The sequence below is a fragment of the Klebsiella sp. KTE92 genome, from assembly GCF_000398905.1.
Lineage (GTDB): Bacteria > Pseudomonadota > Gammaproteobacteria > Enterobacterales > Enterobacteriaceae > Klebsiella > Klebsiella variicola.
Map to the genome: position 1 here is coordinate 1,461,311 of NZ_KB976100.1, position 24,510 is coordinate 1,485,820.

General features: G+C 56.3%; 27 protein-coding genes, 1 tRNA gene and 1 pseudogene. 12 read left to right on the forward strand and 17 right to left on the reverse strand.

Annotation, left to right across the window (positions count from 1 at the left end):
• Positions 1-76 (forward strand) — tRNA-Lys (locus A1WC_RS18270).
• 76 nt (positions 77-152) lie between these two features.
• On the opposite strand, the pseudogene A1WC_RS27835 reads toward A1WC_RS18270, so the two are convergent.
• Positions 153-301 (reverse strand): annotated as a pseudogene (locus tag A1WC_RS27835) (hypothetical protein).
• Positions 302-370: 69 nt separating this feature from the next.
• Between A1WC_RS27835 and nadA the strand changes: the two are divergent.
• Positions 371-1,414: a quinolinate synthase NadA gene (gene nadA, locus A1WC_RS18265; protein WP_012968682.1), complete on the forward strand. Its 1,044-nt coding sequence runs from the start codon at positions 371-373 to the stop codon at positions 1,412-1,414.
• Between the two features lie 35 nt (positions 1,415-1,449).
• Positions 1,450-2,169 (forward strand): nicotinamide riboside transporter PnuC, encoded by a 720-nt coding sequence (gene pnuC / locus A1WC_RS18260; RefSeq protein WP_008805696.1) that lies wholly within the window; start codon positions 1,450-1,452, stop codon positions 2,167-2,169.
• Here the strand turns inward: pnuC and zitB are convergent.
• Positions 2,166-3,110, reverse strand: coding sequence for a CDF family zinc transporter ZitB (zitB, locus tag A1WC_RS18255; protein ID WP_016160511.1), 945 nt, complete (start codon positions 3,108-3,110; stop codon positions 2,166-2,168). The genes pnuC and zitB overlap by 4 nt on opposite strands.
• Positions 3,111-3,228: 118 nt before the next feature.
• Positions 3,229-3,606: a YbgS-like family protein gene (locus A1WC_RS18250; RefSeq protein ID WP_012542423.1), complete on the reverse strand. Its 378-nt coding sequence runs from the start codon at positions 3,604-3,606 to the stop codon at positions 3,229-3,231.
• 314 nt (positions 3,607-3,920) lie between these two features.
• On the opposite strand from A1WC_RS18250, the gene aroG reads away from it, so the two are divergent.
• Positions 3,921-4,973: a 3-deoxy-7-phosphoheptulonate synthase AroG gene (gene aroG, locus A1WC_RS18245; protein WP_012542422.1), complete on the forward strand. Its 1,053-nt coding sequence runs from the start codon at positions 3,921-3,923 to the stop codon at positions 4,971-4,973.
• Between the two features lie 73 nt (positions 4,974-5,046).
• On the opposite strand, the gene gpmA is transcribed toward aroG, so the two are convergent.
• The 7 genes from gpmA to modE all read right to left on the reverse strand — a co-directional run bounded on the left by gpmA (position 5,047) and on the right by modE (position 12,888).
• Complete coding sequence (gene gpmA, locus A1WC_RS18240; protein ID WP_002895089.1) at positions 5,047-5,799, reverse strand: 2,3-diphosphoglycerate-dependent phosphoglycerate mutase; 753 nt, start codon at positions 5,797-5,799, stop codon at positions 5,047-5,049.
• A 290-nt stretch (positions 5,800-6,089) separates the two neighbouring features.
• Complete coding sequence (gene galM, locus A1WC_RS18235; protein WP_016160512.1) at positions 6,090-7,133, reverse strand: galactose-1-epimerase; 1,044 nt, start codon at positions 7,131-7,133, stop codon at positions 6,090-6,092.
• Positions 7,127-8,275, reverse strand: a complete 1,149-nt coding sequence (gene galK, locus A1WC_RS18230; protein ID WP_016160513.1) for a galactokinase — start codon at positions 8,273-8,275, stop codon at positions 7,127-7,129. Before galK ends, galM begins: the two co-directional genes overlap by 7 nt.
• Before the next feature lie 2 nt (positions 8,276-8,277).
• Positions 8,278-9,324, reverse strand: coding sequence for a galactose-1-phosphate uridylyltransferase (galT, locus tag A1WC_RS18225; RefSeq protein WP_012542420.1), 1,047 nt, complete (start codon positions 9,322-9,324; stop codon positions 8,278-8,280).
• Between the two features lie 9 nt (positions 9,325-9,333).
• Complete coding sequence (gene galE / locus A1WC_RS18220) at positions 9,334-10,350, reverse strand: UDP-glucose 4-epimerase GalE (protein WP_012542419.1); 1,017 nt, start codon at positions 10,348-10,350, stop codon at positions 9,334-9,336.
• Between the two features lie 209 nt (positions 10,351-10,559).
• Complete coding sequence (modF, locus tag A1WC_RS18215; protein ID WP_012542418.1) at positions 10,560-12,032, reverse strand: molybdate ABC transporter ATP-binding protein ModF; 1,473 nt, start codon at positions 12,030-12,032, stop codon at positions 10,560-10,562.
• 67 nt (positions 12,033-12,099) lie between these two features.
• Positions 12,100-12,888, reverse strand: coding sequence for a molybdenum-dependent transcriptional regulator (modE, locus tag A1WC_RS18210; protein WP_008805705.1), 789 nt, complete (start codon positions 12,886-12,888; stop codon positions 12,100-12,102).
• 153 nt (positions 12,889-13,041) lie between these two features.
• On the opposite strand from modE, the gene A1WC_RS25885 reads away from it, so the two are divergent.
• The 4 genes from A1WC_RS25885 (at position 13,042) to modC (ending at position 15,857) form a co-directional block, all read left to right on the forward strand.
• Positions 13,042-13,191 carry an AcrZ family multidrug efflux pump-associated protein gene (locus A1WC_RS25885; protein ID WP_002895156.1) on the forward strand — a complete coding sequence of 50 codons (150 nt, stop codon included), beginning with the start codon at positions 13,042-13,044 and terminating at the stop codon, positions 13,189-13,191.
• Positions 13,192-13,333: 142 nt separating this feature from the next.
• A complete protein-coding gene (gene modA, locus A1WC_RS18200; protein ID WP_016160514.1) occupies positions 13,334-14,107 on the forward strand; it encodes a molybdate ABC transporter substrate-binding protein in 774 nt (257 codons plus the stop codon).
• Positions 14,107-14,796 (forward strand): molybdate ABC transporter permease subunit, encoded by a 690-nt coding sequence (gene modB / locus A1WC_RS18195; protein WP_008805707.1) that lies wholly within the window; start codon positions 14,107-14,109, stop codon positions 14,794-14,796. Before modA ends, modB begins: the two co-directional genes overlap by 1 nt.
• A gap of 2 nt (positions 14,797-14,798) precedes the next feature.
• The gene (gene modC / locus A1WC_RS18190; protein WP_016160515.1) at positions 14,799-15,857 is read left to right on the forward strand and encodes a molybdenum ABC transporter ATP-binding protein ModC; all 1,059 of its coding nucleotides are present in this window, start codon (positions 14,799-14,801) and stop codon (positions 15,855-15,857) included.
• Here modC and A1WC_RS18185 read toward each other — a convergent pair whose 3' ends face one another.
• Complete coding sequence (locus A1WC_RS18185; protein WP_008805709.1) at positions 15,858-16,676, reverse strand: pyridoxal phosphatase; 819 nt, start codon at positions 16,674-16,676, stop codon at positions 15,858-15,860.
• A gap of 228 nt (positions 16,677-16,904) precedes the next feature.
• Here A1WC_RS18185 and pgl point away from each other — a divergent pair, with 228 nt between their 5' ends.
• On the forward strand, positions 16,905-17,900 hold the full coding sequence (gene pgl / locus A1WC_RS18180; protein WP_016160516.1) for a 6-phosphogluconolactonase: 996 nt from the start codon (positions 16,905-16,907) through the stop codon (positions 17,898-17,900).
• Positions 17,901-18,008: 108 nt separating this feature from the next.
• Here pgl and A1WC_RS18175 read toward each other — a convergent pair whose 3' ends face one another.
• The 3 genes from A1WC_RS18175 to ycgZ form a co-directional block, all read right to left on the reverse strand.
• Entirely contained in the window at positions 18,009-18,275 is a 267-nt protein-coding gene (locus A1WC_RS18175) for a biofilm development regulator YmgB/AriR family protein (RefSeq protein ID WP_012542414.1), read from the reverse strand.
• A 51-nt stretch (positions 18,276-18,326) separates the two neighbouring features.
• Positions 18,327-18,632: a hypothetical protein gene (locus tag A1WC_RS18170; protein ID WP_008805712.1), complete on the reverse strand. Its 306-nt coding sequence runs from the start codon at positions 18,630-18,632 to the stop codon at positions 18,327-18,329.
• A gap of 125 nt (positions 18,633-18,757) precedes the next feature.
• A complete protein-coding gene (ycgZ, locus tag A1WC_RS18165; RefSeq protein WP_012542413.1) occupies positions 18,758-19,003 on the reverse strand; it encodes a regulatory protein YcgZ in 246 nt (81 codons plus the stop codon).
• Between the two features lie 328 nt (positions 19,004-19,331).
• Here ycgZ and A1WC_RS18160 point away from each other — a divergent pair, with 328 nt between their 5' ends.
• A complete protein-coding gene (locus tag A1WC_RS18160; RefSeq protein WP_012542412.1) occupies positions 19,332-20,543 on the forward strand; it encodes a diguanylate phosphodiesterase in 1,212 nt (403 codons plus the stop codon).
• A gap of 154 nt (positions 20,544-20,697) precedes the next feature.
• The gene (locus A1WC_RS18155) at positions 20,698-21,432 is read left to right on the forward strand and encodes a MerR family transcriptional regulator (protein ID WP_008805715.1); all 735 of its coding nucleotides are present in this window, start codon (positions 20,698-20,700) and stop codon (positions 21,430-21,432) included.
• Positions 21,433-21,469: 37 nt separating this feature from the next.
• Here A1WC_RS18155 and A1WC_RS18150 read toward each other — a convergent pair whose 3' ends face one another.
• Positions 21,470-22,024: a helix-turn-helix transcriptional regulator gene (locus A1WC_RS18150; RefSeq protein WP_008805716.1), complete on the reverse strand. Its 555-nt coding sequence runs from the start codon at positions 22,022-22,024 to the stop codon at positions 21,470-21,472.
• Between the two features lie 82 nt (positions 22,025-22,106).
• Positions 22,107-22,322: a biofilm development regulator YmgB/AriR family protein gene (locus A1WC_RS18145; protein WP_016160517.1), complete on the reverse strand. Its 216-nt coding sequence runs from the start codon at positions 22,320-22,322 to the stop codon at positions 22,107-22,109.
• 734 nt (positions 22,323-23,056) lie between these two features.
• On the opposite strand from A1WC_RS18145, the gene A1WC_RS18140 reads away from it, so the two are divergent.
• Positions 23,057-23,563 (forward strand): hypothetical protein, encoded by a 507-nt coding sequence (locus tag A1WC_RS18140; protein ID WP_012542408.1) that lies wholly within the window; start codon positions 23,057-23,059, stop codon positions 23,561-23,563.
• Positions 23,564-23,579: 16 nt separating this feature from the next.
• Here A1WC_RS18140 and A1WC_RS18135 read toward each other — a convergent pair whose 3' ends face one another.
• A complete protein-coding gene (locus A1WC_RS18135; protein ID WP_162493330.1) occupies positions 23,580-24,503 on the reverse strand; it encodes an acyltransferase in 924 nt (307 codons plus the stop codon).
• Positions 24,504-24,510 lie beyond the last annotated feature (7 nt).

Genomic DNA, 24,510 nt, shown 5'->3' on the forward strand with positions numbered 1-24,510 from the left:
GGGTCGTTAGCTCAGTTGGTAGAGCAGTTGACTTTTAATCAATTGGTCGCAGGTTCGAATCCTGCACGACCCACCAATGTAAAAAGGCGCCCTAAAGGCGCCTTTTTGCTATCCGCCATACTCCAAAATTCGACTTCAGCATGACTCCACGGTCACGCTGCGCTTACCGTGGCTACACAGGGTACGAACCGGTCGTTTGGGCAGATGTGTAGCATCGTCCGCGGCATACGGGCTGATGTACAAAATTCATCACGACTTTTTGCTCGTAATCCGCTATCTTGTTTAGCATATAAAACACCATGACCGTGTTAAGGCGCAGACAGGCCATAGTGACGGTCTTAGAGTTAAGCCAGTAAAACGAGATTGCATGATGAGCGTAATGTTTGATCCTGAAACGGCGATTTATCCTTTTCCAGCGAAACCACAACCGCTGACCGTCGACGAAAAGCAGTTTTATCGCGAAAAAATCAAGCGCCTGTTGCGCGAGCGCGACGCCGTGATGGTGGCGCATTACTACACCGATCCTGAAATTCAACAACTGGCGGAAGAAACCGGCGGCTGTATCGCCGACTCGCTGGAGATGGCGCGTTTTGGCGCCCGTCATTCGGCCTCCACGCTGCTGGTCGCCGGGGTGCGTTTTATGGGGGAAACCGCCAAAATCCTCAGCCCGGAAAAGACCATTCTGATGCCGACCCTGAACGCGGAGTGTTCGCTGGATCTGGGCTGTCCGATTGAGGAATTCAACGCCTTCTGCGATGCCCATCCCGATCGCACCGTGGTGGTTTATGCCAATACGTCCGCCGCGGTGAAGGCCCGCGCTGACTGGGTGGTTACCTCCAGTATCGCCGTGGAACTCATTGATCATCTGGACAGCCTGGGTCAAAAGATCCTCTGGGCGCCGGACCGCCACCTTGGCCGCTATGTCCAGCGTCAGACCGGCGCAGACGTGCTGTGCTGGCAGGGGGCGTGCATCGTGCACGATGAGTTTAAAACCCAGGCACTGACGCGTATGAAGGCCCTCTATCCTGAAGCTGCTGTACTGGTCCATCCTGAATCGCCGCAGGCGATCGTCGAGATGGCGGATGCCGTGGGATCCACCAGCCAGCTGATTGCGGCGGCGAAAAGCTTGCCCCAGCGCCAGCTGATCGTGGCCACCGATCGCGGTATCTTCTATAAAATGCAGCAGGCGGTACCGGAGAAAACGCTGCTGGAAGCGCCCACTGCCGGCGAAGGGGCGACCTGCCGCAGCTGCGCGCACTGCCCGTGGATGGCGATGAACGGCCTGAAAGCCATTGCCGAGGGACTCGAACAGGGCGGTGCTGAACACGAAATCCACGTCGACGAAGCGCTGCGCACCGGGGCATTGATTCCGCTTAACCGGATGCTGGATTTTGCGGCTACACTACGGGGATAACGTATTGTCGCGTCGCAAGACGCTGAGGGGATGAAATGGATTTTTTTAGCACGCAGAATATCTTAGTACATATACCCATCGGCGCCGGGGGGTACGATCTCTCCTGGATAGAGGCCGTGGGGACCATCGCCGGGCTGCTGTGCATCTGGCTGGCGAGCCTGGAGAAGATCAGTAACTATGCTTTCGGGCTGGTCAACGTCACGCTGTTCGCCATCATCTTCTTTCAGATCCAGCTGTATGCCAGCCTGCTGCTGCAGTTGTTCTTCTTTGCCGCTAACGTTTACGGCTGGTATGCCTGGTCGCGACAAAGCAGCAACCATGAGGCTGAGCTGCAGATCCGCTGGTTGCCGCGCAGCAAAGCGCTGGGCTGGCTGGCGGCCTGCGTGGTGGCGATCGGCTTGCTGACCCTGTTTATCAACCCGTTCTTTGCTTTCCTGACGCGGATCGCGGTCAGCCTGATGCAAGCGCTGGGTCTGCAGGTCTCCATGCCGGTGCTGCAGCCGGATGCCTTCCCGTTCTGGGACTCCTGCATGACGGTGCTGTCGGTGGTGGCGATGATCTTAATGACCCGCAAGTATGTCGAGAACTGGCTGCTGTGGGTGATTGTCAACGTGATAAGCGTGGTGATTTTTGCCCGCCAGGGCGTCTATGCCATGTCGCTGGAATACCTCTTGCTGACGTTCATTGCGCTGAACGGCAGCCGGATGTGGATAAACAGCGCGCGTGAGCGAGGTTCTCACGCGTTTTCTGGCTAATGGTGGTGGTGATGATCGTGCCCGGCGTGCATCGTGTTGAGATGGCACTCCGGGCCGCTGCAGGGCTGGTACTCCATCTGCACCGTGGCATGCTCAATTTCATATTTATGTTCCAGGAAATGCAGGATGCGGTTGAGTAACGCATCATGATCGTGCGGCGGGACCACCTGAACATGGAGCGTCATCACCGGTTTTTCCCCCACCAGCCAGACGTGGACGTGGTGAACATCGCGTACCTCCGGGATAGAGCGACGGATATCCCGCTGCAGGGCCGCCACATCCAGCGAACGCGGCGCGCCTTCCAGCAGTTCATTCAGACTCTCCTTCAGTAATCGCCAGGCGCTACGTAATACCAGGCAGGAAACCAGTACGGAAAGGATCGGATCGACAGGCGTCCAGCCGGTGGTGAGGATCACCACGGCCGCCACGATCGCGCCGACCGAGCCCAGCAGGTCGCCCAGCACGTGTAGCGCCGCAGCGCGCACGTTGAGATTCTGCTCTTCACTCCCCCGATGCAGGATCCAGAAGGCCAGCACGTTGGCCAGCAGGCCGGCGACCGCAATCACCATCATCGTCACGCCGGCCACCGGCTGCGGATGCTGGAAGCGCTGAATGGCCTCCCAGACAATCAAAATGGTAATCACCACCAGGGCAATGGCATTGAGAAACGCCGCGAGGGTGGTCAAACGCAACCAGCCAAAGGTATGGCGGGTATTCGGTGGGCGACTGGCGAAGCGAACCGCCAGCAGCGCAAACAGCAGGGCGGCGGAATCGGTGAGCATATGGCCGGCATCTGCCAGCAGGGCCAGTGAGCCGGAGATTGCGCCGCCGACGGCTTCAACCAACATAAAACCGGCGGTGACGATAAACGCCCATCGCAGCCGGCGAGCGTTACCGCTGTCCGGAGCCTGGGCAGGGGAGTGCGAATGCGGGTGGGCCATCGTGTCGTCCCTTGATAGTTATCATTATTACGCTATGACATCATAAACAGAGAGCGATAACAAACGAAGAAAAGGCGAGCCAGGCTCGCCTTTTCTTCGTTTGTTCCCAGCGTATCACTTACTGGGTGGTACCGTCGGTTTTGCTGTTGTCGTGGTTCATGCTGCCGCCATTGTCCAGTTTCTTACCGGTGTCCGGACAGCGGCCGTCTTTACACATCGAGTTTTTATGCACTTCATCGCTCGACATATTGTCCTGGCTCATCGTCGAGCCATCAGGATGGAGCATGGTGCCGCCAGAGCCAGAATTAATCTGGTTATTGTCCACATTGTTTGGCGCCACGTTCTCACGGGCATCCGGCGCCACCTGACCGGCATCCGCGGAAGAGTTGGCCTGGCCATTATTGGACTGGGCGCCGGTGTCTGCCGCCAGGGCCGCGCCGCTGGCAAGACCTAAGGTGGCGGTGAGTAAAAGGGTCGTCAGTTTTTTCATATTCATCGGATACTCCTGTTAAACCGGGAAGGGGAAATGCGCTTCCCGCGGTGAGTGTGCCAGGGATCTGACTCGCTATGGTTAAAGACTCCGCAGACGATCGCAGTGTCACTATATAATCCTGAAACGTAAGACTTAATTAGCTTTAACAGTTAATTATTGTAGTGCATGAGCCTGGTTTCGCTACTTTATGGCGTATTTTTGCCTATTTCCAGGATTATTCCATCACTACTGTAAAATCACGTTTACACTTTTTCGGCGAAGAGATAGATTGGAGGGATTGCATTTCATTGAATAAGTATGGCAACGCTGGAAAGAAGATGAATTATCAGAACGACGATTTACGCATTAAAGAGATCAACGAATTATTACCTCCCGTTGCGCTCCTGGAAAAATTCCCTGCTACCGAAAATGCTGCAAATACCGTTGCGCATGCTCGCAAAGCGATCCATCAGATCCTCAAGGGCGACGATGATCGTCTGCTGGTAGTGATTGGGCCCTGTTCGATTCACGATCCGGCAGCGGCGAAAGAGTACGCTTCCCGTCTGCTGCCCCTGCGCGAGGCATTGAAGGGCGAGCTCGAGATCGTCATGCGGGTCTATTTTGAAAAACCGCGCACCACCGTCGGCTGGAAAGGGCTTATCAACGATCCCCATATGGATAACAGCTTCCGCATCAACGACGGGTTGCGCATCGCGCGCAAACTGCTGCTGGACATTAACGACAGCGGCCTGCCGGCGGCGGGGGAATTCCTCGATATGATCACCCCGCAGTATGTCGCCGATCTGATGAGCTGGGGCGCCATTGGGGCGCGTACCACCGAATCCCAGGTTCACCGTGAGCTCGCCTCCGGACTCTCCTGCCCGGTGGGCTTTAAGAATGGTACCGATGGCACCATCAAGGTGGCTATCGACGCGATTAACGCCGCTGGCGCACCGCACTGTTTCCTGTCGGTCACTAAGTGGGGCCACTCCGCTATCGTTAATACCAGCGGTAACGGCGACTGCCATATTATTCTGCGCGGCGGCAAAGAGCCGAACTACAGCGCGAAGCACGTGGCGGACGTGAAGATCGGCCTGGCGAAAGCGGGCCTGCCGGCTCAGGTGATGATCGACTTCAGCCATGCCAACTCCAGCAAGCAGTTCAAGAAGCAGATGGAAGTGGGCGCCGACGTATGCCAGCAGATTGCCGGCGGTGAGCGGGCGATCATGGGCGTGATGATTGAAAGCCATCTGGTGGAAGGCAACCAGAGCCTCGAGAGCGGTGAACCGCTGACCTACGGCAAGAGCGTCACCGACGCCTGCATCGGCTGGGAGGATACCGAAACGATCCTGCGTCAGCTGGCGGAAGCGGTGAAAACCCGCCGCGGCTAAGCGAATCTGCGCTGGCGCAGGCAATAAAAAAAGCGTGGAGATTTCCACGCTTTTTTGTTTTTACCGGGAGGAATTACTTCGCTTTACCCTGGTTGGCGACGGCAGCCGCTTTCGCCGCGATCTCTTCCGCATTGCCCAGATAGTAATGTTTGATCGGCTTGAAGTTTTCATCGAACTCATACACCAGCGGTACGCCGGTCGGGATGTTCAGTTCGAGGATCTCGTCTTCGCCCATGTTGTCGAGGTATTTCACCAGCGCGCGCAGGGAGTTACCGTGAGCGGCGATGATCACGCGCTCACCGCTTTTCAGGCGCGGCAGAATGGTTTCGTTCCAGTAAGGCACGACGCGGTCGATGGTCAGCGCCAGGCTTTCAGTGGTCGGCAGTTCGGCGTCGGTCAGTTTTGCATAGCGCGGATCGTGGCCCGGGTAGCGCTCGTCGTCTTTGGTCAGCTCCGGCGGAGTGACAGCGAAGCCGCGACGCCACTGTTTAACCTGCTCGTCACCGTATTTCTCAGCGGTTTCCGCTTTGTTCAGGCCCTGCAGCGCGCCGTAATGACGCTCGTTCAGCTTCCAGGATTTCTCAACCGGCAGCCAGGCCTGATCCAGTTCGTCCAGCACGTTCCACAGGGTGTGGATGGCACGTTTCAGCACGGAGGTATAAGCAAAATCAAAGCTGAAGCCTTCAGCCTTCAGCAGTTTACCTGCCGCTTTCGCTTCGCTAACGCCTTTCTCGGACAGATCAACGTCGTACCAACCGGTGAAGCGGTTTTCGTTGTTCCACTGGCTTTCGCCATGACGAACCAGTACCAGCTTAGTTACAGCCATTCTCTTACTCCTCTCTACACGCCATCCCTCGCGCCGCGAACGGTGCGCTGAATATGTTGGTGTATGTGTTATTGATTGATAACTATTCTCATTATATTGCCGTGATTTGGCTCACGGCAATGCTTATCCCTAACCATAGCGAAAATAGTGGCTCAGTGTAAGGTGCTTGTAAAACACAGGTTATTTTTTTGTCCTTTGGTGACGGAAAATAGAGCAGGTTGCTGAAAAAAGAGGCGACAGAGAGGAGGGCGGGGACGAAAAACAGCGCCCCCGGCGGAGGGCGCTGGCGATTAACAGGCGATAAACTGATATTCCGTCAGGCTGACGTACTCCTGGCCCGGACGTAACACACAGTCCGGCTGCGGCCATTCCGGATGATTCGGCGAATCCGGCAGGAATTCGCTCTCCAGCGCCAGCCCCTGCCAGTCGGCGTAGGGCTCCGTCGTCTGCGACGGGGTGCCGCCGAGATAGTTGCCGGAGTAAAACTGCAGCGCCGGAGCGGAGGTATAGACCGTCATCTGCAGCTTGCCGTCCTGCGACCAGACCTGCGCCGCAGGCTGGCTGGCGTCGCCTTTGGCATCCAGCAGGAAGGCATGATCGTATCCCTTCACCTTTTGCTGATCGGCGTCGGCGAGGAAGTCGGCGGCGATGGTTTTCGGCTGGCGGAAATCAAAGCTGGTGTTAGCAACATCTTTGAGTTCACCACCCGGGATACCGTCGCTTTCCACCGGCAGATACCTCTGGGCGAGGATCTGCAACTGGTGCTGGCGCACGTCGCCCTGGTCACCGTCGAGGTTGAAATAGACGTGATTGGTCATGTTCACCGGGCAGGGTTGGTCCACGGTGGCGCGATAGGTAATCGCGATGCGGTTATCGTCGGTCAGACGATAGTGCGCGGTGGCCTGCAGAGTGCCGGGGAAGCCTTGATCGCCATCGGGCGAGGTCAGAGCGAACAGCACTTCCTGCTCGTCGGCGCGGACAATGCGCCAGCGGCGCTTATCAAACCCTTCCGGGCCGCCGTGGAGCTGATGGCCCGCGTCGTTTGACGGCGTGACGTTGACGAGCTGGCCGTCAAGCGGGAAGCGGCTATTGCCGATACGGTTGGCGTAGCGGCCTACCGAGGCGCCAAGAAACGCGGCCTGGCGGGCATAGTCCTCCAGCTTCGTACAGCCCAGCAGCGGATGACGCAGGCTGCCATCAGCCAGCGGCACCTCGGCGCTGAGCAGCGTCGCGCCCCAATCCGCCACGGTAACGGTCATCCCCGCCTTATTGCGCAGGGTCACCTGCTGCCAGGGCTGGCCGTCCGGCGCCAGCGCGGTGGTTTGCGTTACCATTGGCCTGCCCCCTGTGACGGTTTGCAGACATAGAATGTCTCTTTAATACCGGTTTTCGCTTCATACGTTTTAGCAACGGCCTGCTGAACGGTATCGACCAGATCTTCCGGGACCAGCGCTACCACGCAGCCGCCAAAGCCGCCGCCGGTCATGCGTACGCCGCCTTTATCACCGATCGTGGCCTTAACGATCTCCACCAGAGTGTCGATCTGCGGGACGGTGATCTCGAAATCATCGCGCATCGAGGCATGGGATTCGGCCATCAGCTCACCCATCCGCTTCAGGTCGCCTTTTTCGAGGGCGCTGGCGGCTTCCACGGTGCGGGCATTCTCCGTCAGCACATGGCGTACGCGCTTCGCGACGACCGGATCCAGCTCATGGGCGACGGCGTTAAATTGCTCGAGGGTAACATCGCGCAGGGCGGGCTGCTGGAAGAAGCGCGCGCCGGTTTCGCACTGTTCACGACGGGTGTTGTACTCGCTGCCGACGAGGGTGCGCTTAAAGTTGCTGTTGATGATCACCACCGCCACGCCTTTCGGCATCGAGACGGCTTTGGTGCCCAGCGAACGGCAGTCGATCAGCAGCGCGTGGTCTTTTTTACCCAGCGCCGAAATCAGCTGATCCATGATGCCGCAGTTGCAGCCGACGAACTGGTTTTCCGCCTCCTGGCCGTTCAGCGCAATTTGCGCGCCATCCAGCGGCAGATGATACAGCTGCTGGAAAACGGTCCCGACGGCGACTTCCAGCGAGGCTGAGGAACTTAATCCCGCGCCCTGCGGTACATTGCCGCTGATCACCAGATCCGCGCCGCCAAAGTGGCTGTTCCGCTGCTGCAGATGCTTTACCACGCCGCGGACATAGTTCGACCACTGCTGGGTGTCGTGGCTGATAATCGGCGCGTCGAGAGAGAACTCATCGGTCTGATTGTCGTAATCGGCGGCAATCACCCGCACCGTACGATCGTCGCGCGGCGCGCAGCTGATCACCGTCTGGTAGTCGATGGCGCAGGGCAGCACAAAACCGTCGTTGTAATCGGTATGCTCGCCGATCAGGTTGACGCGGCCTGGCGCCTGAATGACATGGCTGGCCGGATAACCGAAGGCGTCAGCAAACAGGGTTTGGGTTTTCTCTTTCAGACTCATCATTACACTCCGGATTCACGAAAATGGACGTCGCTGACGGCGCGCAGTCGTTCGGCAGCTTGCTCGGCGGTCAGATCGCGCTGGGTTTCGGCCAGCATTTCATAGCCAACCATAAACTTGCGGACCGTCGCGGAGCGCAGCAGCGGCGGATAAAAGTGGGCATGAAGCTGCCAGTGGTGATGGTCTTCGTCGTTAAACGGCGCGCCGTGCCAGCCCATGGAGTAGGGGAATGAGCACTGGAACAGGTTGTCGTAACGGCTGGTCAGCTTTTTCAACGCCAGCGCCAGATCGCTGCGCTGGGCGTCGGTGAGATCGGTAATACGCTGCACGTGCGCTTTCGGCAACAGCAGCGTTTCGAATGGCCAGGCGGCCCAGTAGGGCACGACCGCCAGCCAGTGCTCGGTGTCCACCACCGTGCGGCTGCCGTCGGCCAGTTCGCGCTGAACATAGTCCAGCAGCATCGGCTGACCTTGTCCGGCGTAATACTCTTTCTGCAGACGGTCTTCCCGTTCCGCTTCATTGGGCAGGAAGCTATTGGCCCACACCTGACCATGCGGGTGAGGGTTGGAGCAGCCCATCGCTGCCCCTTTGTTTTCAAAGACCTGGACCCACGGGTAGCGTTTCCCGAGGTCCGCGGTCTGTTCCTGCCACGCTTTAACCACGCCTTCCAGCGCTTCAAGGCTCAGTTCCGGCAGCGTTTTGCTGTGGTCTGGCGAGAAGCAGATCACCCGACTGGTGCCGCGCGCGCTCTGACAGCGCATCAGCGGATCGTCACTCTCCGGTGCGTCCGGAGTGTCGGTCATCAGGGCCGCAAAGTCGTTGGTAAACACGTAGGTACCGGTGTAATTCGGGTTGGTGTCGCCGGTGACCCGGGTATTACCTGGGCACAGGAAACAGTCCGGATCGTGGGCTGGCAAGGTCTGTTTTGCCGGCGTTTCCTGCGCCCCCTGCCAGGGGCGCTTGGCGCGATGCGGAGAAACCAGAATCCACTGCCCGGTTAACGGGTTATAACGACGATGTGGATGGTCAACGGGGTTAAATACGCTCATGAAGGTTCCTTAGTCTGGATAACCCTGCGGATGACGGGACTGCCAGTGCCAGGTGTCCTGCGCCATTTCGTCCAGGTTGCGCGTCACGCGCCAGTTCAGCTCGCGGTCGGCCTTGGCAGCATCCGCCCAGTAGGCCGGGAGGTCGCCATCGCGGCGCGGCGCGAAATGGTAGTTAATCGGTTTGCCGCAGGCCTTGCTGAAAGCATTGACCACGTCGAGCACGCTGCTGCCGACGCCGGCGCCAAGGTTGTAGATATGGACCCCGGCTTTGTCAGCCAGTTTTTCCATGGCCGCGACGTGGCCATCGGCGAGGTCCATCACGTGGATATAATCGCGTACGCCGGTGCCATCTTCAGTCGGGTAGTCGTTACCAAAGACGGCCAGCGAGTCGCGACGGCCAACGGCGACCTGGGCAATGTACGGCATCAGGTTGTTAGGGATCCCCTGCGGGTCTTCCCCCATGTCGCCCGACGGATGGGCGCCAACCGGGTTGAAGTAACGCAGCAGGGCAATGCTCCACTCTGGCTGGGCTTTTTGCAGGTCAGTCAGGATCTGCTCCACCATCAGCTTGCTTTTGCCGTACGGGCTCTGCGGGGTGCCGGTCGGGAAACTTTCGACATACGGGATTTTCGGCTGATCGCCGTAGACGGTGGCGGAGGAGCTAAAGATGAAGTTCTTCACGCCCGCGGCGCGCATGGCAGAAACTAATTTCAGTGTGCCGGTGACGTTATTGTCGTAATATTCCAGCGGCTTGGCGACGGACTCCCCGACGGCTTTCAGCCCGGCGAAGTGGATCACCGCCTCAATGGCGTGATCGTGGAGGATCTCCGTCATCAGCGCTTCGTTACGAATATCGCCTTCAATAAAGGTGGCTTCTTTGCCGCCGAGACGCTCAATCACCGGCAGTACGCTGCGCTTGCTGTTGCAGAGATTGTCGAGGATCACCACCTCATGTCCCTGCTGCAGCAGTTGAACGCAGGTATGACTTCCAATGTAACCGCTACCACCTGTAACCAGAACTTTCATGATTCGCTCCATTCGGCTTATCGTGTATGAGGAAGATAGCATATCAAAGAAGTGAAAAGTGTGACACAGGGCAAGTTAGTGGAATCGTTTACACTTGATGGTGAAACGACATAAATTCAAATTTTTTATTTTTAATACAGATGGTTAGGTGGTTTTGCCGCTATTTTTCTGAAAAATACCAGGGATCTTTCGACCCCCGGCAGGGGGCATCAGGCCACAGGACCGAGCTGATAAGTGTAACCGTCTCCACTGGGAACGAACGCCAGGCGATGGGTAATACAGTCCGGGGCATCTTCCGCATGGTGCGAGACAAACAGCAGCTGTGTGGCCCCTTCGCCAATCAACACGTCGACAAAGCGACGCACCAGCTGGCGATTGAGGGGATCCAGCCCCTGCAGCGGTTCATCGAGGATCAGCAGGGTCGGATGCTTCACCAGCGCGCGAACGATAAGCGCCAGCCGCTGCTGGCCCCACGACAGGCTATGAAACGGCGCGTCGGCAGTGCGTTTATCAATGCCGAGAATATCCAGCCACTGTTGCACCAGCTTGTGTTGCTTGTCCGAGACCGCCTGATAAATGCCGATAGAGTCAAAATAGCCCGACAGGATGACGTTGCGGACGTTGGTGCTGACCCGGTAGTCCAGATGCAGGCTGCTGCTGACGTAGCCGATATGCTTTTTAATATCCCAGATGGTCTCACCGCTGCCGCGACGGCGGCCAAAGAGCGTCAGATCGTTGCTGTAACCCTGCGGATGATCGCCGGTGATAAGGCTCAGCAGCGTGGATTTACCGGCGCCGTTGGGGCCGACGATCTGCCAGTGTTCGCCCGGGTTCACGGTCCATGAGAGGTGATTGATGACCGGGCGATCGTTGTAGGAGACCACACCGTCATTGAGCACGATACGCGGCGCCGAGTCTGCCAGCGCATGACGGGCTGGTGGAACATCCGGCTCCGGCAGGGTGATGCCGTCCAGTTTTTCACTGTGCGCCAGCTGGGCGACCAGCGCCTGCTGCAGCAGGGAAGACTTCTCGCCGGTCTCGCTGAGGGTGCAGTCAGCCAGCACGCCGGCGAATTGTACAAACTCCGGGATCTCATCGAAGCGGTTGAGGACCAGCACCAGGGTGATGCCGGCGCGATGCAGGTCGGCCAGCAGGGCAGCCAGCTGCTGGCGGGAGTTGACGTCGAGGCCGTCGAAAGGTTCGTCGAGGATCAGCAGTTGCGGATCGGTCATCAGGGCCTGACACAGCAGGGTCTTACGCGTTTCCCCGGTCGACAGGTACTTAAACCGGCGGTCCAGCAGGGCGCTGATGCCAAACTGTTCGGCCAGGCGCGCGCAGCGGGCAGGATCTTTTACCTCATCCTGGATAATCTCTGCGGTGGTGCGGCCGGTGTCTTCTTCGCCGGGGCTGAGCAGGTCGGTGTTATTGCGCTGCCACTCGTCGCTGACCAGCTTCTGCAACTGCTCGAAGGAGAGGCGGGTTACGCGGGAGAAGTGGCTTTCGTGCTGGCCGCTGAGCAGGGTCAGGTCGCCAGCCAGAGCCCGCGCGAGGGCGGATTTTCCGCTGCCGTTGCTACCGACAAACGCCCAGCTTTGACCCGCTCTCAGGTTCAGCTGGTCTATTTTTAAGGTTTTTGTATCGCTCAGGCGAAACGTGCCTTGCGAAATTTGCAATGATGACATGATGTATCCCATTTTTTGCAGCGATGTGCATCAGGGATACGACTTCGGGCGCGTAATGTCAATGGGGTCAGCATAACGTCGCGAGAATGATGCGATCGGCATTGAAGTAAGCGATCGCCTCCGTCCCTTCCGCCAGGCCAGACGTCTGCGCCTGTGGCAGAGTGGCGCACAGGGTCTGACCGTCGGCCAGCGTCATCAGTACTTCGCACTGCCCGGACCCGCATTCGATATGGCTGATACGACCCGACAACTGGTTATCGGCCTGGCGGGCCACGGCGGGGTCGAGGGTGATGCCGACCCAGGGCGCCTTCAGCAGGACCAGCACCTCCTGGCCCTCATCGAGCCCCAGTTTCTCAGCGCTTTGTGCGGTGATGGCGACGGTCAGGCGCGTCTGCCCGTCGGCCAGCAGTACCTCGACGTGCTGCTGCACCTGCTGGCGATCGCGGCCGGTAATGGTGCCGAACCACTGGTTGCGGGCGCTGGTCTGCAGGGAAAAGCGTGAGATGGCCGCCAGCAGGCTGTCCAGCGGCAGGGCATCGTCATCGCTGAGCACATCAAACGCTTTCTGCTGGATCTGCGCCAGCAGATCGTACAGTTGGATCAGCCGCTGCCCATAGCGGGTCAGCACTGCGCCGCCGCCGCCTTTACCGCCGGTGGCGCGATCCACCAGCGGTTGTTCGCTGAGCTGGTTCATCTCGTTGATGGCATCCCACGCGCTTTTGTAGCTGATACCCGCGTGCTTGGCCCCCTGGCTTATCGAACCGGTCTGGTCAATTTGTTTGAGCAGGGCGATCCGCCGGGGATCGGCAAACAGGCGCTGCTGTAGCTTAAGGGTAAGAAGAATTTCGGCCTGCATAATCGTTTCCTGACAAAAAAGGGTATTGTGACCGATAGTCACCCGCTTGCAAAACCTCTGTGCGCGGTTTTGTCATTACCCACCGCACAAATGGGGCGTGTTTTTTCGGCTGAAACCGTTACAATCAGCAAATCATACTATCTGGAGTGAACCATGTTAGAGCTTTTGAAAAGTCTGGTTTTTGCGGTCATCATGGTACCGGTGGTGATGGCGGTCATCCTGGGACTGATTTACGGTCTTGGCGAAGTGTTCAACCTCTTCTCCGGCGTAGGCCACAAAGATCGCAGCCAGCAAAATCATTGATTTCCCGGCGCCCGGTTTAACCGGGCGCTGTGCTATTTCCCTCCTGTATCATTTCCCTTCGTTTTATTGTCCTGTGTCACTATAAAAATGCTCTGCATATCGTTATATTGTCGAATACATAACGCATTGACAGGAGATTCAGATGGCAGGTTCTTGGTTACGCGGGGTTATCGGGGTATCACTCACGCTGTGCGTCGCGGGTCAGGCGCAGGCGGCAGAGGGGAAAGTGACCGTTTTCGCCGCCGCATCGTTAACCAACGCGATGCAGGATATTGCCCAGGCGTATAAGAAAGAGAAAAACGTCGATGTCGTGTCGTCGTTTGCCTCGTCGTCGACGCTGGCGCGGCAAATTGAAGCGGGCGCACCAGCCGATCTGTTTATCTCCGCCGATCAGAAATGGATGGATTACGCCGCAGACAAAAAGGCCATCGACCCGGCAACCCGTGCCACCCTGCTTGGCAACAGCCTGGTGGTGGTCGCGCCGAAAGCCAGCGCGCAGGGGGCGATTACCATTGATGAGAAAACCGACTGGACCAGCCTGCTGAAAGGAGGCCGTCTGGCGGTGGGCGATCCGCAGCACGTTCCGGCAGGCATCTACGCTAAAGAGGCGCTGCAGAAACTCGGCGCCTGGGAGACCTTGTCGCCGAAACTTGCCCCGGCGGAAGACGTGCGCGGCGCGCTGGCCCTGGTGGAGCGCAACGAAGCGCCGCTGGGGATTGTCTATGGCTCTGATGCCGTGGCCAGCAAAGGGGTTAAAGTGGTCGGCACCTTCCCGGAGGCCTCGCATCAGAAAGTCGAGTACCCGCTGGCGATTGTCGATGGTCATCGCAATGCGGCCGTGAGCGCTTTCTATGACTACCTGAAAGGGCCGGAAGCGTCCGCGATTTTTAAACGTTACGGATTTACCACCCGCTGATGTTTCTGAGCGAACCCGAATGGCAGGCGGTGCTGCTGAGCCTGAAAGTCTCCTCCCTGGCGGTGGCCTTGAGCTTGCCTTTTGGCATCTTTTTTTCCTGGCTGCTGGTTCGGCGCACCTTTCCCGGCAAGGCGCTGCTCGACAGTATTCTCCATTTACCGCTGGTGCTGCCGCCGGTGGTGGTGGGGTATCTGCTGCTGGTGGCCATGGGGCGGCGCGGGTTTATTGGCAGTTGGCTGTATGACTGGTTCGGCATCAGCTTTGCCTTCAGTTGGCGCGGGGCGGTGCTGGCGGCGGCGGTGATGTCTTTCCCGCTGATGGTGCGCGCCATTCGCCTGGCGCTGGAAGGGGTGGATGTCAAACTGGAGCAAGCGGCGAGAACCCTCGGGGCCAGCCGCTGGCGAGTGTTTATGACTATTACGCTACCGCTGACTCTGCCGGGGATTATTGTCGGCACGGTGCTGGCCTTCGCCCGCTCGTTAGGGGAGTTTGGCGCGACCATCACGTTCGTCTCCAATATTCCCGGCGAAACGCGCACCCTGCCTTCGGCGATGTACACCTTGATCCAGACCCCGGGCGGGGAGGGGGCGGCGGCTCGCCTCTGCCTCATCGCCATCGGACTGGCGCTGGTTTCGCTGCTGATTTCGGAATGGCTGGCCCGCGTGAGCCGCCAGCGCATGGGAGGATAATGATGCTGGAGCTGGACTTTACCCAGATCCTCGGCAGTCACTGCCTGCAGATCCGTGAAACCCTGCCCGCCAGCGGGATCACCGCCATCTTTGGCGTCTCCGGCGCTGGCAAAACCTCGTTGATTAACGCCATTAGCGGCCTGACCCGGCCGCAGACGGGGCGCATCGTGCTCAACGGCCGGGTGCTGAACGACACCGCCCAGCGTATCTGTCTGGCGCCGGAGCAGCGCCGTATCGGCTATGTGTTTCAGGACGCGCGCCTGTTTCCCCACTATAAAGTGCGCGGTAATCTGCGCTACGGGATGGCGAAATCCATGGTCAGCCAGTTCGATAAGCTGGTGGAATTGCTGGGGATCGCGCCCTTGCTGGATCGCCTGCCGGGCCGGTTATCCGGCGGCGAAAAGCAGCGAGTGGCCATCGGCCGCGCCCTGCTGACCGCACCGGAGCTACTGCTGCTGGATGAGCCGCTGGCCTCGCTGGATATTCCGCGCAAACGCGAACTGTTGCCCTACCTGCAGCGGCTGGCGCAGGAGATCCATATTCCGATGCTCTACGTCAGCCACTCGCTGGATGAGATCCAGCATCTGGCCGATCGCGTGCTGGTGCTGGAGGCCGGTAAGGTGAAGGCTTTTGGTCCGCTGGAGGAGGTCTGGAGCAGCAGCGTGATGCACCCCTGGCTGCCGGCGGAACAGCAGAGTACGATCCTCAGCGCCACCGTCGCCGCGCAGCATCCGCAGTACGCGATGACGGCTCTGACGCTGGGTGACCAGCTGCTGTGGGTCAACCGGCTCGAACGTCCCGCAGGCGACACCGCACGGATCCGCATTCAGGCGTCGGACGTTTCGCTGACACTGGCCCAGCCGTCCGGGACCAGCATCCGCAATATCTTGCGCGCCGAGGTGGCTCAGTGTCTGGAGGTCAACGGACAGATTGAAGTGCAGCTCAGAGTGAGTGGCCGTCTGCTATGGGCCAGGATTAGCCCATGGGCGCGGGACGACCTGGCGATAGCGCCAGGTCAGCAGGTGTTTGCTCAGATCAAAAGCGTGTCGATCGCCGCCTGATTACAGCAGCTGGCGGTAGATAAACTCGGCGATGCTGGTGGACTCATTGTCGCCGATGACCACCCTGGCGCGAGCTTTCACCTCGTCCACCGCATTGCCCATCGCCACCCCAGTGCCCGCCGCTTCCAGCATGCTAAGATCGTTGTAGTTATCGCCGAAGGCCACCACATCCTGCATCGACAGCCCCTGGCTGGCCACCCATTGCGCCAGGCGTTTGCCTTTGCTGTTGCCGGCGCGCGCGATATCCACTTGATCGTGCCACGACCATTCGCACTCCAGGCCCAGCGTCTCGCCGACCTCGCGGGCAAAGCGCTGCAGGCGGGGAATGTCTTCATCGGTGAGGGCAAATTTCCATACCGCGTTGACCTCGCGGACCGCCTGCGCCAGCGAATCGACCTGGCGGAAGACCGGGCGCTGATCCTCCGGCAGCGCCTGCGCCCAGTTGCGGGTGCGGATCACATGCCCGGTGGGCTGTTCATAAAGCATCGCATCATCCACATACGCCAGGCCATGGATCTGCTGTTCGGCGAGCATGGCCGTCAGGCTTACCGCTTGCGCTACCGGCATAGGATCGGCTGCCAAAACCTCTTTTGCGTGATAATCATACAAATAAGTGCCATTACAACAAATTGCAGGTGTATCGAGAGCCAGTGCCTGATAAAAAGGATGGATAGCGACGTGATGACGTCCGGTAACGACGATAACCTGGTAGCCCGCCTCTCTGGCACGGGCCAGTGCCTCCAGCGAAGCGGGCAGGATGGTTTTTTTGCTGGTGAGCAGGGTGCCGTCTAAATCCAGGGCAATCACGCGTGTTGTCATGTGTTATTTCCGGTTGATGTTGAAAAGTGACCTGGCCATGATGGTACACCGCCGTGGCGTCAGGACCAATTTTTCCACATCTGCCGTGAATGCCTGTATGCCCTTTGTGCCGCCGTCCGTCGGAAATTCAGCGGACTTTGCGAGTATCATGGGCGGATGTCTTATAATTTTCAGGGTGCTGTTATCCTGAAAATGAAAATTCCACGTGCAGTGAGGGAAGGAGTAGTCATGAAACAAACCGTTTATACCGCCAGCCCGGAAAGCCAACAAATCCACGTCTGGAGTCTTGAAGCGGACGGCAAACTGACGCTGGTGCAGGTGGTTGATGCCCCGGGGCAGGTACAGCCGATGGTGGTCAGTCCCAATAAGGAGTATCTGTACGTTGGCGTTCGTCCGGAGTTTCGCGTGTTAGCGTATCGCATCACGCCGGATAACGGAGCGTTGACCTTTGCGGGGGAAGCGGCGCTGCCGGGCAGCCCGACCCACATTTCTACCGATCATCATGGCCGCTTTGTCTTCAGCGCCTCCTACAATCAGGGTTGCGTCAGCGTGACGCCGCTGCAGGACGGCCTGCCGGGCGAAACCGTCACCGTGGTGGAAGGCCTGGAAGGGTGTCACTCGGCCAATATCTCCCCGGACAACCGCACCCTGTGGGTGCCGGCGCTGAAGCAGGATCGCATCTGCCTGTTTACCCTTAGCGAGGATGGTTTCCTCTCCGCTCAGGAACCGGCGGAAGTGACCACCGTCGAGGGCGCCGGTCCGCGCCACATGGTGTTCCATCCGAACCAGCAGTATGGTTATTGCGTCAATGAACTCAACAGCTCCGTTGACGTCTGGGAGCTGAAAGACCCGAATGGCAACATCGAATGTGTACAAACCCTGGATATGATGCCGCAGGATTTCACCGGCGTGCGCTGGGCGGCGGATATTCACATCACCCCTGACGGTCGTCATCTGTACGCCTGCGATCGTACCGCCAGCATCATTACGGTGTTCAGCGTCTCGGAAGATGGCAGCGTGCTGGCAGTGGAAGGCTATCAGCCGACGGAAACTCAGCCACGCGGCTTTAACCTCGATCACAGCGGTAAGTATCTGATTGCCGCAGGGCAGAAATCGCACCATATCGCAGTGTATGAAATTGAGGGTGAGCAGGGGCTGCTGCATGAGAAAGGCCGCTATGCGGTTGGGCAGGGGCCGATGTGGGTGGTGGTCAACGCCCACTGAAGGGTCAGGCGGTAAAAGAAAAACCTCGCGTCAGCGAGGTTTTTTTGATCAGAGCGGACAGGCTCTGTAGAGAAGCTGTTGCCCTGGCGGGCCTGAAGCGTGACGGCTTTAGATATCGTCCATGGTGTAGCCGACGACAATCTCCAGCGTTTTACGGATCACGTCGGCGGTCACCACATCATCGGTGCTTTCCAGCGCCTGAATCAGCCATAATATAATGGCCTTATTGTTCAGGTGCCCCTCGGACTGAAGAATACTGTTGATGGCGAGCGACATCACGGCGGACTCATCAACCAGTTTATCACCGGCGGTACGGAAATAATCTGAGAGCGCGGTGTCCTGCAGTCCTGCGTAAATATCGGGTTGCTGATGCATAGTCTGTCTCATCACATTCTCACTCTGTTTTATTCACCATGGTTGGGACAATCAGTGGATTTTTTTAGCTTCCGGCGCCATGCTGCTCTGCGCCAGCGTTCCTCTGCTTTCCCAACGGCCATTGATTTTCTTAACCTGCAAAGGCGCGTGCTTCCGCTGGAGGGCGAGCTTCGCGCAAATTTCTTCAATAACGGCAGCGATGATTTTCCTTCGCTGGCGATCTGACTCTGTGGCCTGCATCAACCGAAGCCGAACCAGCAGGGTCGGGGTGGTAATCGGGCGATTCGTTTTCAGAAGCGCGAGCACCGCCTCGCCGATGATCTCATCGGTTATTTCCTCAGTATCACTGCTATTCATAACCGTCTCTCTGCATGCCACACTCTTCCTGAATCTGGTAACGGGCATTCAGGTCAGCAGCAGGTTTATGGAAGCGATCGCCCCTCATCTGCTACTGCGGTTGCAACAGGCGACGATCGATGACGTTATTCCTGACCGGCAAACAACAAACCAATTAAGGTTTGATAGTGGCTCTCTTCCTCAGGCGCACGGGCGCTGTCAAGGCGGCTCAACAGTTTGGTGCACAGGGCCTTGCGGTTGAGATGGCGCCCTTCGTTGAGAATATCCATCACGATCTGACCCAGCGTTTCCTGCTGGGAAGGTAACGATGCTTTGTTGAAATACTGGGCAATTGCGTTCGCTGTATCTGGAATGTAACCATTCTGCTGCATATGTGCTCCTTTCATTTCATTCATCTGTTAACTGCAAATAAACTTATACAATAATTAATAAGTTGTACATAGAAAGTTGCGTAATATTGCAGCGATCGTTTATATCATGATGATTTTTAATGTAATATTTGTTTTTGTTTGCGGAGATCCTGGCTTGTAAAGGTAGGGGGTAGCGTTGCATGTTGTACAAGAAAAGAAAAAAAGAAAAACCTTGCACAAAGAGTGGATTTTTAGTGTATCTTTTTTGTTAAGATAAAACGTAGTTTTGCAAGACGATTAGCCTGATAACTGCTACTGTGAATGCTTATCCCTCCCATCTGGAATCACTATGCTTACCACCATCATTTATCGCAGCCATATTTGCGACAATGTCTCATTCAAATCGATCGAGGCCATGGTTGCCAGGGCAAACGAGAGAAATGGGCAGGCGGATGTCACCGGTATATTACTGTTTAACGGGACGCATTTTTTTCAACTTATTGAAGGACCGGAAGAAAAGGTAAGGGATATTTATCAAACAATTGTCCTCGATCCTCGTCATTATAATCTGGTGGAGTTGTTTTGCGATTATGCACCGTCCCGTCGATTTGGTAAGGTCGGTATGGAACTGTTTGATTTACGGGAACATGATCGTGAGGAAGTACTACAGACAGTGATGGACCGGGGCACGACAAAATATCAGCTCACCTATGACGACCGGGCGCTGCAATTTTTCCGTACTTTTGTCGAATCCACGGAAAAAGCGAACTATTTTGAGATCCCTTCGGCGGACAGTTGGGTTTTTATTCCCGATAAGGACACTTTTTATCCGGACACCCCCATTATCGATAATACGGAAAGCTGGTCTTTTGCCTTTCAGCCGATCGTCGATCCTTTCGCCTGCGAAATTATCTCGTGGGAAGCGCTGCTGCGTACACCGGACGGCCAGTCTCCTGGCGCCTATTTTGCCGGGCTGGCAGGGGATGATATTTATCTCGCCGACCTGCACAGTAAGCGCGTCGCGCTGTCTCTGGCGGGTAAATTAGGTTTACGTAATAAGGCGTTAAGCATTAATTTGCTGCCGATGACGCTGGTCAAAGCGCCGAATGCGGTGGCTTTCCTGCTCGACGAAATTAGTCGCAATGACCTGATCCCGGAGCAGATTATTGTCGAGTTCACTGAGCGGGAAGTGATTTCGCGGATGGCCGATTTTACCGATGCGGTGCGCAAACTGAAGGGCGCGGGGATTAATCTTGCCATCGATCACTTCGGCGCCGGGTTTGCCGGGCTGTCGCTGCTGGCGCAATACCAACCCGACAGAATTAAAATCGACCATGAGCTGATCCGCAATATCCACCAGGACGGGCCGCGCCAGTCGATTGTACAGGCGATTATCAAATGCTGTACTTCTCTGGAGATTGCGGTCTCAGCCGTCGGCGTTGAGCGTGCTGAAGAGTGGATGTGGCTTGAATCAGCCGGGATTTCGCAGTTTCAGGGCAATTTATTCGCGGGTGCCCGCCTGGGGGGCCTGCCCGCCGTTGCCTGGCCGGAGAAGAAATGATCCACCGCGAAATCAGCTTACTATTTTTTCATCTTTTTCCCCGCGCGCTGTGAGCCACAACCTGATATCTTTATCTGTACAAGAAAATAGAGTTGTACAGGATGCCTGAATTCGTTAGTTTAGGTAAAAAGTATCAGGTTGATGTGAGGCTGCTATGGCGTTTTACAGTATCGGTGAAGTCGCCGAACGTTGCGGAATCAATCCGGTTACATTGCGCGCCTGGCAGCGGCGTTACGGTCTACTGAAACCGCAGCGCAGCGAAGGCGGGCATCGACAGTTTGATGAAGAAGATATCCTGCGCATAGAAGAGATCAAGCGCTGGATAGAGCGCGGTGTATCCGTAGGGAAAGTCAAAGCGCTGCTGGAGGATAATCTGCCGGCGGCGCGCGACGAATCCGCGCATCTTCAGGAAGAGATGATGTCCATTCTGCGTTATATGCAGCCCGCCAGAATCCGCGCCAAATTAATGGCGCTGAGCCATCAACACCCCGTTGATACCCTCATCGATAGCCTGTTAGTGCCGGTACGACAGCGTCTCAAGCTCGATCAGAATACCTCGTTGGTGATTAGCAGCCTGCTGGATGGCTTGCTCATTGACTGCGTGGCGCTGTTTCTCGCCGAAGCGCGTAAAAAAAATGGTAAAGAGACACTGCTGGTGGGCTGGAGCAATGAAGACCGGACGCGTCTGTGGCTGGAGGCATGGCGTCTTTCGCAGCGCGGTTGGCATGTCAACGTTCTCGCTGAACCGCTGGAGTCGCCGCGGCCCGAGCTCTTCCCCGGGCAGCATATCTTTGTCTGGACCGGACGCGCCGCCACGCCACTGCAGGAGGAACTGCTCAGCCACTGGCAGGAGCAGGGCTTCAGCATTCATTTTCACGGTACGCAATAGCCCCGTCTGGGGGACAGGCCGGGGCTATTGCACCTGACTACAGGTGAATCTGACTCCAGGATTTAAAGGTTTCACTACGACTGATATTAAAAAAATCGGTCCTACCGCTACAGCCGAGCTTTTTAATCAGATTCAGCCGGATCTGATAAATGGTTTTGATGTGCAGATTTAGCGAACGACCAATGCTGGCAACCGCTTCGCCATTGCTGATAAGCTGAATAACTTTCTTTTCCCGTTCGGTAAACTGCACCGAGGCGCCCGGCGCCGGGTGCGTTTTGTAATAGCGGGTGGGCTGATGCAGGAAGATTTTTAATTCTTCCGGCGTCGAATTTGCCGGTAAGCGCAACATAGGCAGTTCACTGAGAAAATTAAGATCGTTTCCCTCAGTTAACAGAATAAATAACGTATCCCGCCGATTATAGTTATGCTCAAGCACCGCGAAATAATTGTCGCTGGTAAAAAAAACATGTTTTTTACGAAAATAAGATGCCGGCAAGGTATTCAGGATCAGCGACATCCCGTAGAGAAGAAAACGATTATCAAACCACAGATCGTAATGCTCAGAACGATAGCAAGTATTATGGTGTGACATTTTTTGAGCCCCAGTTAGCAGATGAAAACCCAGGCGTGCCGGCACAGCAGGGCTGTCCCTGCTGTCGGCGCGGTGGGATTACTCAATGATGATGTTTTTTGCTGTACAGCATATCCAGCGCCTGCAGATAGAGGTCGGAAAGTATTTCATTACTTTCCGTTTGCAGGCGGTGCTGGATTTCCGTAATCATCCGCTCATTATTGATCGTGCTGTGCTGCTTGATGAGCGTGTTTTCAATATCTTTCATCAGGGCTGAATTGAAGACAAACTCTGCTGGAATGGTATTTTTAATATGCATAGCTCGAACTCTCCCACGTATAAAGCAAACTGACCATAAAAGTCGCAGCGTACCGGTGGTACGCGAAAAGTCACTAACAGGAAATGCAAAACCAGGAACCACCGCCAGACTCGCCACGCAACCGTTTAGCGTTCCCGCTTTGTTGCGCAACAAGCAGTTAACACTCAAAAACTATAGTCGGTGATCTCAGGATGTACAACTTTTTTCATAACGATATGTACAGCGAGACGGTTTATTTTTTCGTTTTAATTTTATTTGTTGATTTTAAAGGTATTTTTAATTTTATTGACTTGTACAAAAAAGCGGTTCTGTGCAGGATGCGGATACAGGGCAATCAGACAGGGGATAATGACACAGACACGATCGGAATACGGGCTCTGTCGGTTTACGTCACTTGAGCAGAAAGAGCGCCGACGCAGGAAGGGGTACACAGCAACTCTGTCGTCGACAGGTGGCTAACTTCCGCGTCGGACCCTGAGCATAGCGGAAAACAGGTGAGGTTTTGTCTGTTTTTTGCACAATATAGTAAAGAGAGAAATATCAACCACTCCGCTATCGCCATGGTCGGTTTGTTGGCGGATTAGGCGTGTGCTACGCTTTTCTGGAACTCCATATTCATTTCGGCACGGTTATCTTCCCCCATTTTCCTGTCGGGTGTCGCAGCAGCATAACGACCGGTAAATACGACAAAAGCATTCTGTTCATGGACAGGCATAGAGGACTGAGGAGGGATGATGCGTGGTAAAAGCGTGATGCTCCTGGCCGGGTTAGCCGCTTTCGCGCAGGCGAAAGAAATTAATCTCTATTCGGTAAATACTGGTTCCTATGTTTACCATCTGACCAATAACCACGGACAATATACTGAGAATTTTGAAAACCACTTTTTCTCGGTAGAGCGGAAATTCTCGGAAGATTCGAAATATAGTCTGCTGATTGGCACGATGAACAATAGTTTCGACGATCGTTGCCTGGCGCTGGGGGTGAGAAGAGACTGGTACCACAACGGCAGTGGATGGACCTTTAAAGGGGTCTACGGCTACACCGGCGAATTCTTCTTCGACGCCTTTGAGCATTGCGGCGATCATGGCTCCTACAAAGATTTTAAGGACGCCACCGGGATCGGCTTTTCCCCCTATATCTACCATGCCATTCAGTACAACTTTACCGACTATTTCGCCCTTGAGAGCGGCATCATTATTCCCAGCGTGTTTGTGATTAGCATCCAGTGGAGTTTCCGCTAAGTTGCCGCGTCGTTTGTCACAGGGTTATCACCTTCTTGAGCAGCGTGCTGGAGAGCACAGCGAGAGAAATGAGCACCGACAGGATAAACGTTAGCGCAATCACGCCCAGCTTGGTGGCTAACGAGTGAATAGGGATCAGCATCACCAGCAGGTGGAAAACGGAGTAGTGCAGAATATAGACCCCGGTCATCGCTTTGCTAACCGTCGCCAGCACCGCCTCCTTCAGTTCGCGGTTCTTTTTAAACTGCACGGCGTTAGCGGCGATCACCAGCAGGACGATCAGAATATAAATTTGCGATCCCGTCAGAATGAACGCATTGCGATCGGCTTTAAACAGCGCGAAGAAAAAATGGCGTTCATAAAACCAGGTAAATAAATAGACAAAGGGCAGGGCGATAATGGAGGCTTTAATCACCCGCGGGTCGCGTATCCACTCCGTGACTCGCGGATCGTTAAACAACTGCCCGGTTAAATAAAAAAGTAGCCATGTCCACAGACGATACTGCGGCGGCAGGCTGAAGAGATGTTTGTCCGGGTAGAGCACCGAGAGCAGGTCGTAACCATAAGCGCAGCACAGCAGCGTCAGAACCACGGTGAAAAACAGGCCCCGCCGCTGGCTGAGCCAGGCGATAAAGGGATGGAAGGTATAGATCACGATCAGGGCGAAAATAAACCAGGGCTGGATCAGGTAGCCGCGCTGATAAGGCTCCCAGACATAATAGACCGTTACCCAGAACAGAAAGACGATGACCACGCTTTTAATTTTGCCGATTTGCCAGTTGGCATCGTGACGCGTCTGTGCATCAAGATAACCAGCCACCACAAAAAACAACGGCGTCGCGATGGTCGAGATAAAGGTCAGCAGCCCGAGGATCCAGTGATAGTCATAATCATAGTGATCCCAGGTGTTATAGATAGTGAAAAAGGTCACCGCTGTCATACAGCCT